Genomic DNA, 16399 nt, shown 5'->3' on the forward strand with positions numbered 1-16399 from the left:
GAGCAGTATAAGGCGGCAGCCCACTAAATAGGCAGCATAGCGGACGATCAAATAGCTGAAAATCTTACTGGCTGTTGCCATACAACTCAGCATTCAGCGACAACACGCAAAGAAATAAAGCCTTCATCTGCTTGTAACCTGGGACCGTTAACCTGGACTAGACCATTTTCAAGGACGGCCCATGCAAACGCCCACCACCTCGCCCGCCTTCAATGCCATTTTGTTTAGCCTGTCCGGCTGCCTGGTGGACTTTGGCGCTCGCACGGCCCCTCTCACCTTGCAACGCCTGTACCCGACCGCGGTAAACCTGTCGAACCTGCCAAACGCTCTGGGTCGCGAACCGGAGCCAGCAGAGTGGCTGACATACCAGCAAGCACTGTGCGAGACCGCACGCGCACATGCTGAAGCCACAGCATCTGCCCTGCCCTTGCTTGAACAGCTGCACCAGCAAGCGGTGCCCTGTGCCTGGTTAGATGAACTGCCGCGCGATGCCAGCATCAGCCTGGCGGGTGCACTCCCAGAATGGCTTCCTGGTTTCCCGCCACACCGCCATCGCCCATGGCCAGCTCCAGATGCCATCTGGCTCAGCCTGATGGCCATGCACGTTGATCAGGTTGAAGGCTGCGTACTTGTCAGTGGTGAACCGCGCCTGCTGCAAGCTGCGCTAAATGCCGGCATCTGGACCATAGGTTTGGCCATCAGTGGCCCATTGTGTGGCCTGGCACTGGCTGACTGGCAAAGCCTGCCAATGGGCGAGCGCGATCGCCTGCGCAGCCAAGCCACCCTGAGTCTTTACCGCCTTGGCGTACACTCGGTCATTGATCAACTCAGTGACCTACCCACCTGCCTGGCGGACCTCAGCCTACGTCGGCACAAAGGTGAAAAACCTTGAAACAGCGCGCTAGGCCTGTATTGCCCGGCGCTTGATCCAAAGCAAGCAAAGCCTTCCGGCTTGGATTAACCTGAATACATGCCGAACCTTTCGCCCCCGCGCAAGGTCAGTCAATCAGTTGATCATCAAAGGGAGAACCTCATGCCTGCAAGCCGCCTGCAGCAACAACTGCAAGACCTGCGCGACCAACTGGCCGAGCAACCACCACTGACTGAAGAAGAACGTGCTGAACTGTTTGTACTGACTCAGGAAATTGAACTGCAGTTAGCCCGCCAGGCTGCAGCTGCCCCTGACGCAACCCTGATCGATGGGGTAAACCTCGCGGTGGAGCGCTTCGAAGCCAGCCACCCGACCCTCGCCGGCACCCTGCGTAATATCGTGCAGAGCCTGGCCAATATGGGTATTTAAACGCATGTAGCACTAACGAAAACCCCAGCACTTAGCTGGGGTTTTGCATTACTGGCGCACCAACCGCTGATTATCTGGGCTGATGGGCCCGCTGCTGCGATAGGGGTTGATATCCAACCCGCCACGGCGCACATAACGCGCATACACCGTCAGGTGCTCAGGCTTGAGCAGGCGCTGCAGGTCGAGAAAGATTCGCTCCACGCACTGCTCGTGAAAATCCGCATGCTGGCGAAAGCTCACTAAGTAAGCCAACAGGCTGGTGTGATCCAGCGCCAAGCCACAGTACTGCACCACCAGCGTGCCCCAATCCGGCTGGCCGGTGACCGGGCAGTTGGATTTGAGCAGGTGACTGTGCAGACTTTCCTCGACCACTCGATCCGTATCGCAGCGCAGCAGCTCAGGCTGCGGCTGCGCATAGCTGCTGATGGCTACATCCAGTTCGTCAATGCAGGTCCCAGGCGCAGCCTGCATACCGTCGGCCGTCACCTCGGCCAGGCTGCGCACACGCACTCCAACCGGTTTGCCGGCAGCTGCCGAGAGGTCCTGTACCAGTACCGTCACCAGTTCGTCAGCGCTACTGAACACTGACTGGTTCAGCGAGTTGAGGTACAGCTTGAAGGATTTCGACTCGATGATATTCGGCGAGTCGGCGGGAATAGCGAACTCGCCCATGGCCACCACCGGTTTGCCCGACGGCAACAGCCAGGACAACTCGAAACAGTTCCAGAAATCCACGCCCTGATACGGCAGCGTCTCGGCGCTCAGGCCCAGCTCGGCCCATTTCGCGGCACGCGGAATCGGGAACAACAAAGACGGGGTGTAAGTAGCGATGTATTCGCTGGATTTGCCCAGAGGCGAATCTTCGGCGGCGGGATGCATGGAGAAAACCTGGCTAGTCGAAATGCAGCGATTGTATACAATTTTTAAAGCAGATTCAGTGCGGCAAGACCGAGGCCGGCCTTGCCGCAGCAGCTTCAGGCCAGCTCAGCTACCACCGCAGCCAGCGCCTGGGCGGGATTGGCAGCCTGGCTAATCGGGCGGCCGATCACGAGATAATCCGAACCTACATCCAACGCCTGACGCGGAGTCAGAATACGGCGCTGGTCATCCTGGGCGCTGCCGGCCGGACGAATCCCCGGCGTCACCAGTTGCAACGCCGGGTAAGCGAGCTTCAACGCTTGCGCTTCCTGAGCCGAACACACCAGGCCATCCAGACCGGCCTGTGCGGCCAACCCAGCCAGCCGCAGCACCTGCGTCTGCGGTTCGAGATCCAGGCCAACGCCCGCAAGGTCTTCGCGCTCCATGCTGGTCAGCACGGTCACCCCGATCAGCAACGGCTTGGCCCCAGCGAGCTTGTCCAAGGTTTCACGGCAAGCCGCCATCATGCGCAGGCCGCCCGAGCAGTGCACATTGACCATCCACACGCCCATCTCGGCCGCTGCCTTAACGGCCATGGCAGTGGTATTGGGGATGTCGTGAAATTTCAGGTCGAGGAACACCTCGAAGCCTTTGCCGGCCAGCACGTTGACGATCTCCGGCCCGCAACGGGTAAACAGCTCTTTGCCCACTTTTACCCGGCACAACTTGGGATCTAGCTGATCAGCCAACGCCAACGCGGCATCACGGGTCGGGAAATCCAGGGCAACGATGATCGGGGTCTGGCAGGCGGACATGGGCGGGCTCTCGGGCAAGACAAATTCGGCGCGCATTGTAGCGGATGCGCCGCAGGCTTGCCGCTCCGGTGATCCGCCCGCGTCGATATGCTAGGACAATGCCTAAACCACAAACGGCTAGCAGCGACTTGGCAGGCGCCACTGCCTCTTATCGAGCGTAAATAGCGTCTGCCCGTTGGTCCACAAGCGCGACTGCGCTCGAACAGCACGCTGTGGACGATTCATAGCCACCGGAACTCAAGCCCATCCGTTCACAGCCTCGGCATGTAGCGTCCACCAATCAGCGCACCAGCGGGTCATCCCAGAATGAACGCTCGCTTTCCTGGATAACATCCGCACGGCTTAAACCCAGATCCTTCAACGCTGCATCATCAAGCATCGCAAGGCGCCGCCTCTGCTCGGCCAACTGCCACCAGCGGGCAAACTGGCGACCAAGCGCACGCAGTATTCCAGTCGGCCGACGGCTCTTTAAGCGCCCAGCACTGGCTATTGCATAACCTTTTTGACCTTTCATCTCGTCGCCCTCCTTGTGGGGTTGGCGACAGTCTCGCGCTCGACATATGATCAATCCAACGAATGTTACTTATGCAATACATCTTGGAGATTGATGTATGGCCAGTTACCCGAGCATCGACAGCGAACTGCTGCGTACCTTTGTCGCGATTGCAGATCACGGTGGTTTTACACGCGCAGCGGAAATGGTCAACCGCACCCAATCAGCGGTCAGCATGCAAATGAAGCGCCTGGAAGAAGACGTGATGCAGCGTCCACTGTTCATTCGCGACGGCCGCCAGTTCAGCCTCACAGCCGAGGGCCAGCTGTTGCTGAGCTATGCACGGCGTATTCTCAAGTTGCACGCCGAGGTGATGAGCAGCATGCGCGAGCCGCATATGGTCGGCACCGTGCGCATCGGCACCCCGGACGACTATGTGATGCGCTTTATGCAGGGCATTTTGGTGCGGTTCGCCCAGTCCTATCCGCTGGTGCAGGTCGAGCTGCACTGCGAACCGTCCTTCCAACTGCTGCAGCGCCAGGACCTCGACTTGACCATCGTCACCCGCGAGCCAGGCACCGAAATCGGCCAGCTGTTGCGCCAGGAACACCTGGCCTGGGCGCAAGCGCGCAACGCCAACCTACATGAGCTAGAAACCCTGCCGCTGGCGATGTTCAACTCGCAGTGTTTCTGCCGTTCCTGGGCCTGCAACGGCCTGGAAGCGCTGGGGCGTAACTTCCGCATTGCCTACACCAGCCCCAGTCTGTCGGCGATCATGGCAGCGGTCAGCGCCGGCCTGGCGATTACCGCCCAGCTGCAAAGCCTGATCACCCCAGACTTGCAAATTATTGGCGAGGCTGAAGGCATGCCGGCCCTGCCCTCTGCCAGCATCGTGCTGCTGCGCAACAGCAATACGCAAACCCAGGTCACCGAGACTCTGGCCGAACAAATCGTCGAAGGTTTCAGACTTTAAGCGCGAGCAATACCGCGCAAAGCAGCAGAAAACCGGCAAATAGGCCGCGCAATACCCGCTCCGGCAACGCATGCGCGAACTTCACCCCCCAGCTGATGCTCAACAACCCGCCCAGCGCCAAAGGGGCGCCCAGCAACCAGTCGACGTGATCATGCGCGGCATAAGTGGCCAGGGTGACCGCAGTGCTCGGCGCCGCCAGCGCCAGAGACAGCCCTTGCGCGACCACCTGGCTGGTGCCGAATACGGTGGTCAACACAGGCGTTGCTAAGACAGCTCCGCCCACACCGAACAACCCACCAAGCAAACCGGCGCCGCTGCCCAATAGCGTCAACCAAGGCCAGGGATAACGCATGCCCACAAACACCATGACAGGCTTGCTGTATAGCCGAGAGAGGTTGTAGGCCGCCAGTAACACCAGGAAGACCACAAACCCCAGGCGCATGCGTTCGGCGTCCACAGTGACTGCCCAGCCCGCCCCCAGTACGGCAAATATCAGGCTGGGCACCGCCAGGGCCAACGCATGCCGCCAGTCGATACGGTTGCGCTGGTGATAACGCCACAGCGCCAACAGCACATTCGGCACCACCATCACCAGCCCCGTACCCTGAGCCAGCTGTTGATCCAGGCCAAACAACACGCCGAGCGCCGGAATGGCGATCAGCCCACCGCCAATCCCAAACAGCCCGCCCAGAGTACCGAGGGCCAGTCCAAGCAGAAGGTTCAAGGCAAAATCAAGCAATGTCATCGGTAGGCTCCAGAGTGAAGTTGCACAGCCTAGTTATTCGACACTAGCCACGAAACGCTCAGCAACGCAAAATGGCTATGCACATAACGCACAGCAGACCTTGACCATGAACCCCGATAGCCTGACCGACCAGCTCAGCCTGTTTCTCGATGTGCTGGAAACCGGCAGCTTTTCCGCCGCAGCCCGGCGCCACCCGCTGACGCCCTCGGCTGTGGCCCGGCGCATCGATGCATTGGAACGTTCGCTGGGCAGCAACCTGTTCAGCCGCAGCACCCATGCCGTACGCGCCACCTCCGCCGGCCTGGCGTTTGCCGAACGAGCCAGACGTATTCTTGCCGAGTTACATCTGGCCCGTGCCGAAGCCGTATCGCTGAGCAGCGCACCGGAAGGGCTGATCCGCATCGACGCCCCGGCACCGTTCGGCCGGCGCCATCTGGCCCCCGCGATAGCCGAGTTCCTGGTCGCCTATCCAGGGCTGGATGTGCAACTTCGCCTGATCGACAGCTTCGTCGACCTGCATGGCACGCACCTGGGTGAGGTCGACCTGGTGCTGCGCATCGGCCCCCTTGCCGACACCCGCCTGGTTGCCACGGCGCTGTCGCCGATGGTTCGGGTCGTCTGCGCCAGCCCTGACTACCTGGCACACCGCGGGGTACCACGCAGCCCCGGCGAACTGATGGAGCATGACGGCCTCGACTGGGACAGCCTGGCACCACCCTACGCCTGGCGCTTTGAACAGGATGGCAAGCTGCAACTGTGCCGCCCCAAGCGCCTGCGCATGACTGCCAACAATGCCGAAGCGCTGTTGTTCAGCGCCCTCGCCGGCTTGGGTATTGCCCATCTGCCAACCTGGTTGATAAGCGACTATTTATTGCGTGGTGAATTACGACCGCTGTTCTGTGAAAACGGCCTGCCGGCGCCCGAACCCAGCGGTATCTACGCCCTGCGTCTGGAGCGTGAAACCGACTCGCGCAGCCGCTTGTTGCTGGAGTTTCTCAAGGCCCGCTTCGGTCCAGTAGCGCCATGGGACCTGGCACTGCAAAGTGGCCTTCAACGTGGCTAAAGGCTGATACAGCAAGCATAAAAAATGATCCGGAATCTAGTTCAGCGTCGCGCAGCGACGACCCAAAGGCTGGCCGCCGTGGATGGCTGGCCATAAAAAAGCCCGACGCTAGGTCGGGCTCTTTCTTCTCGTCATTAAAGCCGATCTTAGACCGGGGCTTTAGCGCGGGATTTGTACTCACCGGTACGGGTATCGATTTCGATCCAGTCGTCGATGTTGCAGAAGTCAGCGACTTTGATCTCGGTGCCGTTGCTCAGCTTGGCTGGCTTCATCACTTTGCCAGAAGTGTCGCCACGGGCGGAGCCTTCGGTGTAGGTGATCTGGCGAACGATGGTGGTCGGCAGGTCAACCGAAACCACTTTACCTTCAAAGAATACGGCTTCGCAGACGTCAGTCATGCCATCGACGATGTAAGGCATTACGCTTTCCAGATCGTCTTTGTTCAGCTCGTACTGGTTGAACTCTTGGTCCATAAAGACGTAGTTCGGCTCGCTGTAGTACGAGTAGGTCACGTCTACGCGATCAAGGATCACCGGCTCCATTTTGTCGTCGGCTTTGTAAACAGTTTCAGTCGAAGAGCCGCTCAGCAGGTTCTTCAGCTTCATTTTAACGATGGCGCTGTTACGACCGGACTTGGTGAATTCGGCCTTCTGGATCAGCCAAGGTTGGCCGTCAATCAGGGCCACACTGTTGGGCTTCATTTCTTGTGCGGTTTTCATACGAATATCCGGGTTTGGATGGAATTACAAAATTCTTGGCCGCGTATCATAGCCAATTTAGGTAAAACTTCACCAGCGCCTCGGCAAGATCAGCCTGAGAAGCCCGTTGCAGACACCACTGTTCGGCGTGCGCCTGCTGCTCGGGCCAGCGTTGCAGCAGCTGACTCCAGCTTTCTTTGACCGATTGACCGGTATTCCAGGCATGCCACAGCTCGACCAAGGCACGCTGCCCATCCGCTGATAAACCCGCTTTATAGTGCGCAAGAAATGCATCGAGCTTTTCCAAGTGGATGTCATCAGCCTGCTGGTAGATGTGCCAGAGCAGCGGCCGGCCAGCCCATTGCGCACGCACAAAGGAGTCCTCGCCGCGCACCGCATTGAAATCACAACTCCACAACAACCGGTCGTACTGATCCTGCTGGATAAACGGCAGCACCTGGATATGCAGCTGACCGCGCTGTTGCATATCGCCAGTGCGCAAGGCTGAGCAATCGAGCCACGTTTGTAGGTCCTGCAGAATGCGCCCTTCCGGCACAAGCAGCTGATTGATCTGGATATCGGCAGCCAGCACGTCCAGCCAGCTGGCCAGCGCGGCGTTCTCATAGGCAAACAGCGAAATCATCCGCGCACCGGGCAATGGCGCTACGCCGATACTGCGCAGAAATACCTCGCGAGCACCGCTGTCCGCCTGAAACGCACGACGCTGCTCAAGCAAATCACGTTCGCGCAACAAACCGCCGCTGCCGGCTGTAAAACCAGGAAAGAAGAAGAACTTCGACAAGCCGTTGGACTGCAGGGATGGCAAACCGTGGCAGCCCTCAACCCACTCCTCGGCACTCAGGTATTCAAGGTTGAGCCAAAGCGGTTTCTGCGCACGCCTTGCCATCGCAGCTATATATGAAGCGGGCAACTCACACGCAAAAGCTTCGATCACCACATCAGCGGGGTCTACGGCCTGCCAATCATCGCCCCACCAACAGACTTCGACGCCCTGCTGGTGTTGTCGAAGTGCAGCTACATCGGCCTGCGGGCACAGCCGCACAAACGCACTCAAATCATCCACCCACAGCCGCACAGCCAAACCATGCTCGGCCACTAACTGTCGAGCCAAGCGCCAGGTCACCCCGATATCACCGTAGTTATCGACAACGCTGCAGAAAATATCCCACGTGGGGCGCATGGGTGGCTCCGTTATGTAGTGCACTCACCTTAAAGACAGCCAAGCCTTCAGCAAATGCCAGAAACGAAAAAGCCCGACACAAGGTCGGGCTTTTCGTCAATCAATCTGGCGGTGAAGGTGGGATTCGAACCCACGATACGATTTCTCGTATACACACTTTCCAGGCGTGCTCCTTCAACCGCTCGGACACTTCACCGGGTATCGACACACATTGCTGTCTGCCGAGGCGCGCAAATGTAGCCGAACAGCCCGCCAAAGGCAAAATCTTTTTTCAAAAGATTCATGTGCTTATGCCAAATGCTGGTCCTTGGGGGAGGACTTAGCGGGATTGGGTTCAAATCGGTGTTGGCCGAACAGAATAAAGCCAAGCGAGACAAACAGGCTGAAAGCAAACAAGCCCAGCACGCCGACAGGGTTTTGGCTACGCGGCTCGGTGGCCAGCCAGAGCAGCCCGAGCAATAGCAGCAAGGCCAATGCAACGCGCCAGCACCTGAAACAGAGGGTTAAACCACGCATAGCGTCATCGCTCATGAATAAAGCGCCGACGGTAGCGGTGCATCCGCACAGCCGACCAATTGCCGATATTGATCAAGGTCATAGCTGAAGCAGCCGCACACGCTGACCAGCCAGTCAGCCATCGTGCTTTACCTGGCCAGTGCGGATGAGTAACGTCTGCTGCACTTCAGCACAAGGAACCCGACCATGAGCGACCTGATCAGCTACCAACTCGACGATGGCATTGCCACCCTGACCCTGTGTAATGGCAAGGTGAATGCCATCTCGCCGGATGTGATCACTGCCTTCAATGCAGCCCTGGATCGCGCCGTACAGGACAAGGCCATCGTTATCATCACCGGCCAGCCGGGCATTCTGTCGGGCGGCTATGACCTCAAAGTGATGACCTCCAGCCCACAGAATGCCATCAATCTAGTGGCTTCCGGCTCCACCCTGGCGCGCCGCATGCTTGCTCACCCCTTTCCGATCATCGTCGCTTGCCCAGGTCATGCGGTCGCCAAGGGTGCCTTTATTTTGCTCTCGTCCGACTACCGTATCGGCGTTGAAGGCGCGTTCAGCATCGGTCTCAACGAAGTGCAGATCGGCATGACCATGCACCACGCTGGCATCGAGCTGGCCCGTGACCGCCTGCGCAAATCAGCCTTCCACCGTTCGGTGATCAATGGCGAGATGTTTGACCCGCAAAGCGCTGTGGATGCTGGTTTCCTCGACAAAGTAGTACCAGCCGAACAGCTGCACGCCACGGCCCTGGCAGTTGCCCAGCAGATGAAGAAAATCAACATGACGGCGCACAAGAACACCAAGCTGAAAGTGCGCAAGGCGCTGCTCGAAGCCCTCGACCAAGCTGTCGAGCTGGACAAACAGCACATGGTGTAAACGCATCGTGCAGCACCAAGAGCCCGGCCTTTGCGCCGGGCTTTTTGCATTTAATGGCTAAACAGTGGCAAACCGGCAAGCAATCTGCCCAGGCTGTATTACTTTTAATGAGTATGGCCAAGGAGCAGAGGCACTCACCAATCGATTCGAAATTGCCGCCGGGAGCGTGTTATGAAGATTGCCCACAAGGTTGGTCTGGCCGCGGCCATCGTGTTGTTCCTCACCACCAGCCTGCTGTCGCTGGCGCAAGTCACCCAGGTTCGCGCCACCCTCCAAAGCCAGGTGGCAGCCAGCATCGCAGAGTCAAGTAATGCACTCGCCAGGCAGATCGAGAACTGGCTCAACGCCAAGCTCAAGCTGATGGATCTGATGGCGCAAAGCATCGACAGCAACTACAGCCCTGAAGAAACCCAGCGCATCGTCAACACACCAATGTTGAAGAACGAATTCATCCTGGTCTTTGGTGCCCTGCAAGGCGATGGCAAGCCGATCAAGAACAGCGATGAATGGAAGCCCGCCCCTGAATGGGATGGTCGTCAACGGCCCTGGTACGCGACGGGTAAAGACGGCACACAAGCCGTACTGACCGAACCCTATGTGGATTCCACTACGGGTGAAATCCTGATTTCTGCCGTTACGCGCATCACCAATGCCGGCGAATTTCTGGGGGTAATGGGCGGTGATATCCGCTTGAAAACTGTGGCCGACGCGGTAAACACGCTGGATTTCAACGGTGCCGGCTACGCGTTTCTACTCACCCGCAATGGCAACATCATTTCCCACCCCAATACTGAGCTGAACGGCAAAAGCTACAGCGAACTATTCGACGGTCAGAGTCCTGCGCTGAACAAGGAGCTGCAGGAAACCAGTGGCGGCGATAAGGACCTGCTGGTGTCTTTCACCCCGCTGCCTAACCTAAAGGGCATGGATTGGTACATCGGCGTGGTGCTGGATAAAGGCATCGTTATGGCCGAAGCCAATGCCCTGAGTTGGCGCGCGGTGATCGGCACCATACTGGGGGTGATCATCAGCCTGATCGTGCTCGGTGTGCTGATGAACAATCTGCTCAAGCCCCTCGACCATCTGCACAACTCTCTGCATGAGGTAAACAGCGGTGAAGGCGACCTGACTCGTCGCCTGCCCGCCACCGGCAACGATGAAATCGCCCTGGTATCCAAGGAGTTCAACAGCTTCCTGCAAAGCCTGCAGAGCTTGATCAGCGAGGTGATGGGCAGTTCCAGGCAGGTGCGTGAAAGCACCACACTGACCTCCAGCGAAGCCAACCAGGCGGCCAATCGCTTGCAGCAACAGCTGCAGGAGCTTGATCAGCTGGCCACCGCCATGCAGGAAATGGCCTCCACCGCCGAAGAAGTGGCGCGTAATGCACAGGCTGCGGCACAAGCCGCGCTGGCGGCCAACGAGGAGACTGAAAATGGCGTACGCGTAGTGTCGCGCTCTACCGAGGCGATCAAACACCTGGCCGATGAAATGGACGAGACCAGCCACGCGATTAACGAATTGGCCAAGCTTAGCCACAACATCGAATCGATCCTGTCGGTGATTACCAGCATTGCCGACCAGACCAACCTGCTTGCCCTTAACGCCGCTATTGAAGCGGCACGCGCCGGTGAATCCGGCCGTGGCTTTGCCGTGGTGGCTGATGAAGTACGCTCGCTGGCCTCACGTACCCAGCAGTCGACCCAGGAAATCCGCCAGATGATCGACCAGCTGCAATCCGGGGTGAAACAGGCCGAATCGCGCATGCAGCAGAGCCGCGACACTGCCAGCAAAACCGCCGAAGAGGCCGGCGCGGCCAACGACATGCTTGGGCGCATCAGCGATGCCATCACCCGTATCAACGACATGAACCTGCAAATCGCCACCGCTGCCGAACAGCAGAGCGCTACTACCGAGGAGATCAACCGCAACACCACCAATATCCGCGACATCAGCCATGAAGTGGCCGCCGGCGCCGAAGAACAGGTGCGTCAGTGCGCCGTGATGGTCGAGCAGGTCGGCCAGCAAGATCATCTGCTCGGGCGTTTCAAGGTCTGAGTTTCCCGACATCGGGCGGCACCTTCGCGTGCTGCCAGCGCTAATCGATAAAGCGATTGGGCATACTCGTCGCGTGGCTCCTTTGCCTGGCCTTGCTTAGCAAGCCCAAGGCACAAGCGCACTGATGTGTATATCAATGATCGCCTGTCGATTCTCTGGAAGCTGCAGCAGATGCGCAGCGAAGACATCTTTGTCAGCAGTGGGCTGAACTGGTTGGTTGAAAGCCCTACTCTGTCCAGTGAACACGGGTCACATGGGCTATACACGTATCAATGAGCAGGCCTAACCCTATAGACAGGACTTTATGCAGCAGCTGGATAAAGCCCTGCTAGCTCTTGAGCAAGATGGCAACATCATCCGCATGGCACAGGGTTACGGCTCGGTTGACCTGCCACATGCCACTGGCAGCGGCTCTAACAATGGCGCAACAAGCGGTAACGACCTCCGATCAGCATCAATTGCCGAAAGCAGTGCACGCCCGTACACTGCGCGCCTTTTTCCTATGACGGGCGTACCAAATGCTTTTTCTTCTGCGCATGCTGGCGATGGGCGTGCACTTTATCCTCGCCGGCATCCTGGGCCTGCTGCTTGGCATCTGCCGCCCGTTCAATCCGGATAACAGCCGCTTGTGCGCACGCCTGTACAGCATTCCAGCGCAGTGGCTATTGCGCTGGAAGTTGAAGACCGATGTACAGCCACTGCTCGACCATCAGCGTTCCTGCGTGATCGTCGCCAACCACCAGTCCAACTATGACCTGTATGTGCTCGGCCGCGTGGTGCCCAAACGCACCGTAAGCATCGGCAAAAAGAGCCTGAAGTGGGTGCCATTCTTTGGTCAACTGTACTGGCTGGCGGGCAATGTCTTGCTCGATCGCGGTAATGCCGTGCGCGCCAAGCAGGCCATGCTCACCACTACTGAGACGCTCAAGCACAAAGACACCTCGATCTGGGTGTTCGCCGAAGGCACCCGCAACCTGGGCAAAGGGCTACTGCCATTCAAGAAAGGCGCGTTTCAGATGGCCATTGCCGCTGGTGTACCGATTATTCCGGTGTGCGTCAGTACCTACGTTAACCACCTGCACCTCAACCGCTGGAACAGCGGCGAAATCATGATTCGCTCACTGCCTGCCATTCCTACGGCAGGCCTGACGCAGGATGATCTGCCACAGCTGATCGACACTTGCCGCACGCAAATGCAACAGTGCATCGACGCCATGGATCAGCAACTCAGCCAACACGCCTGAGACTGCTCGCTGCACCTACATAGCCCAGCCATGTGCTGGGCTTTTTCTTGCCGGCAGTACTTCACATCGTCCACTGGCAGAGACTAAGCCGCTAAGCTGCGTGCTGAGTTCACCACCAATAAGAGAGATTTTATGGGTCGCGTTGTGGCTGCCGCCGTGTACAGCAAGGGCAAAAAAGTCACCACTATCAGCCTCGACGAAGGTAAACCGTGGTCGAAAAAACCGGGGCACTTCGTCTGGATTGGCCTGCATGATCCCTGCTCCGAAGAGCTGACCAGCCTGCAGCAGCAATTCGACCTGCATGAACTGGCGCTGGAAGACGCCCTGCAGCGGCACACCCGGCCCAAGCTGGAAACCTTCGGCGATGCGCTGTTTCTGGTGCTCTACTCGCCCATCCTGGTCAACGACGAACTGACCTTTGTCGAAACCCAGCTGTTCGCTGGCAGCGGTTACATCATCAGCGCCCGTTACGGCGAGTCCGCGCCCTACTCGCAGGTGCGCCAACGCTGCGAGGCGCGCCCGCTGCTGCTCGAGCACGGCGAAGATTTCGTGCTCTATGCCCTGCTCAGCTTCGTGATCGAGAACTACCGCCCGCTGATGGACAGCTACCACAGCGAGCTTGAGGAGGTGGAGCAGCACGTGCTGAAAAACCCGCTGAGCCAGGCCGATGTCGAGCGCATTCAGGGTTTGCGCCGTGATCTGCTCCGCCTGCGTCGCTACATCGGGCCGCTGGCGGAAATCTGCCAGGAGTTGCAGCGCCTAGAGTTTCCCTTTATCGACAAGAACATGCGGCCCTACTTTCGCGACGTGGCGATTCACGTCAACCGCCTGCTGGAAGACCTAACCGCCCTGCGCGAAATGGCTGATCACGCCATCGAAATTGGCTTGCTGCTGGAGTCCTCACGGCAAAGCGTTACCCAGCGCAAGTTCGCCGCCTGGGCCGCGATTCTGGCCTTCCCCACGGCGGTAGCCGGAATCTACGGAATGAACTTCCAAAACATGCCGGAACTGACCTGGCACTACGGCTACTTCGGGGTACTCGGACTGATCACCACCGGTTGTGCTGGACTCTTCATCAGCTTCAAACGCTCCGGCTGGCTGTAATCATCGTCTGGAAGGATTTTTAACGCTGCGCAACGGCGGCCCGCACGGTGGCGCTCATGGATGACACGCCATAAAAAAGCCCGGTCACTGACCGGGCTTTTTTACACAAACGTCGCTTATTCGGCCAAACCGGCACGGCCCTGGGCGACAAAGCGCATCATCCATTCAGCCACGGTGTGGCCCTGATGATCGCGCTGCAGGCTGTCGACGCCCTTGGAGTAGGTCGGCTCACCAATGTGCTGCTGACGCAGATCGAGCAACGCGCGCGAATAGTCATGCACGAACTCGGGGTGGCCCTGGAAGCACAGCACCTGATCACCGATGCAGTAGGAAGCAATCGGGCAGAACTCGCTGCTAGCTAGCAACGTGGCTTTTTCCGGTAGTTGGGTCACTTGGTCTTGATGGCTGATCAGCAGAGTCAGGTCTTCCAGATCTGGGCTCATCCAGGTTGGCTTGTTCGCCATACGGTACTGATGAATGCCCACACCCCAGCCCTGCACCGCCCGCTCAGCCTTGCCGCCCAGCAACAGCGCCAGCAGCTGATGGCCGAAACACACGCCGAGCAGCTTGTCGCCCCGGTTGTAGCGCTCCAGCAGGTAGGTTTTAAGCGTCTGGATCCAGGCATCGCTGCCGAAGGAGTCTGCCTTGCTGCCCGTCACCAGATAGGCATCGTAGCGCTCGCTGTCCGGCGGGTAATGCCCCTCCATCACGTTGTACACCTTGAACTCGGCAGCAATCGGCTGACGGGCGAACAATTGTTCGAACATACGGCCATAACTGTCGTATTGGTCGACCAATTCAGGGCGAAGAACATCGGTTTCCAGGATGCAGATCTGCAGCGGCATATGGGCGGTTACCTAGGGCGCAGGAGGGTTGTTTTTCCAGCGCGCAAGCGTGCCTGCTGACAGGCTGCAAGGCAATAGCCACGGGGCAAACCCGACCAATTACCCGGGTCCTATCAGCGCCCTCGATAGTCACCATAAGCACCATTCACTTCTGTCGATAGCGGTACGCGCAGATGATCTGGCCATCGGGCACTGCGCCCACCCCACCAGAGGACATCAACATGACCAGTTTTTCCGCCATCGCCAGCCTGCTTGCCGCCTCGGCCTTCAACAGCAATACGAGCGCGAGCAACCAACGCCAAGCCGAGAAAGTGCAAGCCGCACAACTCAAGGCCGACCAGAACGCCGCTAGATAACTGCGCCCCGCAATCAGGAGAACGCCATGAGCATCGCCCAATCGCTGAGCAACCAGAACGTCTATGGCGTGACCTACGCCACTGTCGACGGCAGCGGCATCCACTTCGAGTCCGAGCTGGCCATCCAGCTTAGCGACGGCACCTTAACCACCCTGCGCATGCCCACTCACCTGAGCGAGCGTCAGGCTATCCAGCAGCTCGTTTGCGGCCGCCAGGCCTGCTGACAGTTATTGCGCTGGCATCGGGCAGCTGAGGTCGCCTTCTTCACAGACGGCCAGCTGCTCCAGTTCCTTGACCCGTGCGGCAGTCTTTTGCGTCAGGCAACCATTTAGCACCATCGGATAGGCCGAGCCGCCCTCCACCGACGCTGACTCAAACGCGCAGGCCAGGTCGCGGAACTTGATCCAGGCCAGCTGGACGTCTTTGAGTTGCTGCTTCTGCCCATCATCCAGACGCTTGCGGTAATCGCCATAGAGCTGATTTAGGCGCTTGTCCTGAGTGGCGTAGTCCGCCGCCGCGCACTGGTTAAGGGTGAACTGATCCATGGCATTGGCGCAGTCATCCGCCCAAGACGGAGCTACCCAAAAGCCAGCCAGCACTAAAGCGAATACTTTCAAAACCTGCATACAACGCCCCTTATTCGTGTTGACCTGATTTTTAGTCCAACACGTTACTGCTCAGCCAACAGTTTCTGGTTGGCCTTAGCGCAGTATGCTTGCTGACGCTGAGCCTGCGGCATACTTTGCAGAGTGCTAGTACACTGCGCCAAGCTTGTTGTTTGCCGCAGGCGCATACGTGCATCCGCGTCAACTTCTACTAGGTATGCGTAATCGTACCTGGCCTTGTCATACCAGGAGTCGATAGGTTGCTCACTGACCACACAGCGGTACTGTAACTGCACGGTATAGCCCTTCATACGGTGGCTCATAAAGATATGGTGATAACGTGTCCAATCACGCTCACGTATACCCTTCAATCGAGCCTCTTCGCAGACATCAAGCTGGGTAATCTCCGGCTCATAGAGAAACACCACTTGTGCTAGGTTCGAGCCACCGAGATTAGCCAGGGCAACGAGATACACGTGTTCACCATTAGCCTGCGCAGTACCGAGCAATGCCATCAACAGCCCACCGATTAGTCCCTGTTTCATCTTTTTGCTCCTTAAAAACCACAGCCTAAACAAGCCAACTGCAACTGGCTATCAACTAGAACAAAAAAGCCAGCTCATAGAGCTGGCTTCGATGTGTCACAGGCCGT

Annotated in this window: 20 protein-coding genes and 1 tRNA gene; 10 read left to right on the top strand and 11 right to left on the bottom strand. The window is 58.3% G+C overall.

Annotated elements, in window-relative coordinates; genetic code table 11:
* Window positions 1-181: 181 nt before the first annotated feature.
* Entirely contained in the window at window positions 182-892 is a 711-nt protein-coding gene (locus HBN63_RS07015; protein ID WP_170048903.1) for an HAD family phosphatase, read from the top strand.
* A gap of 141 nt (window positions 893-1033) precedes the next feature.
* Window positions 1034-1300, top strand: a complete 267-nt coding sequence (locus HBN63_RS07020) for a DUF4404 family protein (protein ID WP_090247740.1) — start codon at window positions 1034-1036, stop codon at window positions 1298-1300.
* A gap of 48 nt (window positions 1301-1348) precedes the next feature.
* Here the strand turns inward: HBN63_RS07020 and queF are convergent, their stop codons facing one another.
* From queF to HBN63_RS07035, 3 genes are all read right to left on the bottom strand, one after another.
* A complete protein-coding gene (gene queF, locus HBN63_RS07025) occupies window positions 1349-2179 on the bottom strand; it encodes an NADPH-dependent 7-cyano-7-deazaguanine reductase QueF (protein ID WP_170048904.1) in 831 nt (276 codons plus the stop codon).
* Window positions 2180-2274: 95 nt separating this feature from the next.
* On the bottom strand, window positions 2275-2973 hold the full coding sequence (pyrF, locus tag HBN63_RS07030) for an orotidine-5'-phosphate decarboxylase (RefSeq protein WP_170048905.1): 699 nt from the start codon (window positions 2971-2973) through the stop codon (window positions 2275-2277).
* Between the two features lie 280 nt (window positions 2974-3253).
* The gene (locus HBN63_RS07035; RefSeq protein ID WP_170048906.1) at window positions 3254-3487 is read right to left on the bottom strand and encodes a DUF1127 domain-containing protein; all 234 of its coding nucleotides are present in this window, start codon (window positions 3485-3487) and stop codon (window positions 3254-3256) included.
* A 97-nt stretch (window positions 3488-3584) separates the two neighbouring features.
* On the opposite strand from HBN63_RS07035, the gene HBN63_RS07040 reads away from it, so the two are divergent.
* Window positions 3585-4439, top strand: coding sequence for a LysR family transcriptional regulator (locus HBN63_RS07040; protein ID WP_170048907.1), 855 nt, complete (start codon window positions 3585-3587; stop codon window positions 4437-4439).
* Here HBN63_RS07040 and HBN63_RS07045 read toward each other — a convergent pair.
* On the bottom strand, window positions 4429-5184 hold the full coding sequence (locus HBN63_RS07045; protein ID WP_170048908.1) for a sulfite exporter TauE/SafE family protein: 756 nt from the start codon (window positions 5182-5184) through the stop codon (window positions 4429-4431). The two genes, HBN63_RS07040 and HBN63_RS07045, sit on opposite strands and share 11 nt — an antisense overlap.
* A gap of 106 nt (window positions 5185-5290) precedes the next feature.
* Here HBN63_RS07045 and HBN63_RS07050 point away from each other — a divergent pair, with 106 nt between their 5' ends.
* Window positions 5291-6247 (top strand): LysR family transcriptional regulator, encoded by a 957-nt coding sequence (locus HBN63_RS07050; RefSeq protein ID WP_170048909.1) that lies wholly within the window; start codon window positions 5291-5293, stop codon window positions 6245-6247.
* A 146-nt stretch (window positions 6248-6393) separates the two neighbouring features.
* On the opposite strand, the gene efp is transcribed toward HBN63_RS07050, so the two are convergent.
* The 4 genes from efp to HBN63_RS07070 all read right to left on the bottom strand — a co-directional run bounded on the left by efp (window position 6394) and on the right by HBN63_RS07070 (window position 8677).
* Window positions 6394-6966 (bottom strand): elongation factor P, encoded by a 573-nt coding sequence (gene efp, locus HBN63_RS07055; protein WP_090247751.1) that lies wholly within the window; start codon window positions 6964-6966, stop codon window positions 6394-6396.
* 46 nt (window positions 6967-7012) lie between these two features.
* Window positions 7013-8146: an elongation factor P maturation arginine rhamnosyltransferase EarP gene (gene earP, locus HBN63_RS07060; protein ID WP_170048910.1), complete on the bottom strand. Its 1134-nt coding sequence runs from the start codon at window positions 8144-8146 to the stop codon at window positions 7013-7015.
* A gap of 106 nt (window positions 8147-8252) precedes the next feature.
* Window positions 8253-8342 (bottom strand) — tRNA-Ser (locus HBN63_RS07065).
* Window positions 8343-8434: 92 nt separating this feature from the next.
* On the bottom strand, window positions 8435-8677 hold the full coding sequence (locus tag HBN63_RS07070) for a hypothetical protein (RefSeq protein ID WP_170048911.1): 243 nt from the start codon (window positions 8675-8677) through the stop codon (window positions 8435-8437).
* A gap of 171 nt (window positions 8678-8848) precedes the next feature.
* Here HBN63_RS07070 and HBN63_RS07075 point away from each other — a divergent pair, with 171 nt between their 5' ends.
* The 4 genes from HBN63_RS07075 to HBN63_RS07090 all read left to right on the top strand — a co-directional run bounded on the left by HBN63_RS07075 (window position 8849) and on the right by HBN63_RS07090 (window position 13941).
* A complete protein-coding gene (locus tag HBN63_RS07075; RefSeq protein ID WP_090247784.1) occupies window positions 8849-9538 on the top strand; it encodes a crotonase/enoyl-CoA hydratase family protein in 690 nt (229 codons plus the stop codon).
* Between the two features lie 171 nt (window positions 9539-9709).
* Window positions 9710-11593 carry a methyl-accepting chemotaxis protein gene (locus HBN63_RS07080; protein ID WP_170048912.1) on the top strand — a complete coding sequence of 628 codons (1884 nt, stop codon included), beginning with the start codon at window positions 9710-9712 and terminating at the stop codon, window positions 11591-11593.
* 518 nt (window positions 11594-12111) lie between these two features.
* Window positions 12112-12837, top strand: a complete 726-nt coding sequence (locus tag HBN63_RS07085) for a 1-acylglycerol-3-phosphate O-acyltransferase (protein WP_170048913.1) — start codon at window positions 12112-12114, stop codon at window positions 12835-12837.
* Between the two features lie 132 nt (window positions 12838-12969).
* Window positions 12970-13941, top strand: coding sequence for a magnesium and cobalt transport protein CorA (locus tag HBN63_RS07090; RefSeq protein WP_170048914.1), 972 nt, complete (start codon window positions 12970-12972; stop codon window positions 13939-13941).
* 116 nt (window positions 13942-14057) lie between these two features.
* Here HBN63_RS07090 and HBN63_RS07095 read toward each other — a convergent pair whose 3' ends face one another.
* Window positions 14058-14786 carry an amidotransferase gene (locus tag HBN63_RS07095; RefSeq protein WP_090247794.1) on the bottom strand — a complete coding sequence of 243 codons (729 nt, stop codon included), beginning with the start codon at window positions 14784-14786 and terminating at the stop codon, window positions 14058-14060.
* 221 nt (window positions 14787-15007) lie between these two features.
* Between HBN63_RS07095 and HBN63_RS21855 the strand changes: the two genes are divergently transcribed.
* Window positions 15008-15142 carry a hypothetical protein gene (locus HBN63_RS21855; protein WP_262498906.1) on the top strand — a complete coding sequence of 45 codons (135 nt, stop codon included), beginning with the start codon at window positions 15008-15010 and terminating at the stop codon, window positions 15140-15142.
* Between the two features lie 26 nt (window positions 15143-15168).
* Window positions 15169-15366: a type III secretion system co-regulatory protein PtrC gene (gene ptrC, locus HBN63_RS07100; protein ID WP_090385536.1), complete on the top strand. Its 198-nt coding sequence runs from the start codon at window positions 15169-15171 to the stop codon at window positions 15364-15366.
* Window positions 15367-15369: 3 nt separating this feature from the next.
* Here ptrC and HBN63_RS07105 read toward each other — a convergent pair whose 3' ends face one another.
* Together HBN63_RS07105 and HBN63_RS07110 are read right to left on the bottom strand one after the other, a co-directional pair.
* On the bottom strand, window positions 15370-15768 hold the full coding sequence (locus HBN63_RS07105; RefSeq protein WP_170048915.1) for a lysozyme inhibitor LprI family protein: 399 nt from the start codon (window positions 15766-15768) through the stop codon (window positions 15370-15372).
* 44 nt (window positions 15769-15812) lie between these two features.
* Window positions 15813-16292, bottom strand: coding sequence for a hypothetical protein (locus tag HBN63_RS07110; RefSeq protein ID WP_262498909.1), 480 nt, complete (start codon window positions 16290-16292; stop codon window positions 15813-15815).
* Between the last annotated feature and the right edge of the window lie 107 nt (window positions 16293-16399).

The organism is Pseudomonas sp. WS 5011, assembly GCF_012985775.1.
GTDB classification, from domain to species: domain Bacteria; phylum Pseudomonadota; class Gammaproteobacteria; order Pseudomonadales; family Pseudomonadaceae; genus Aquipseudomonas; species Aquipseudomonas peli.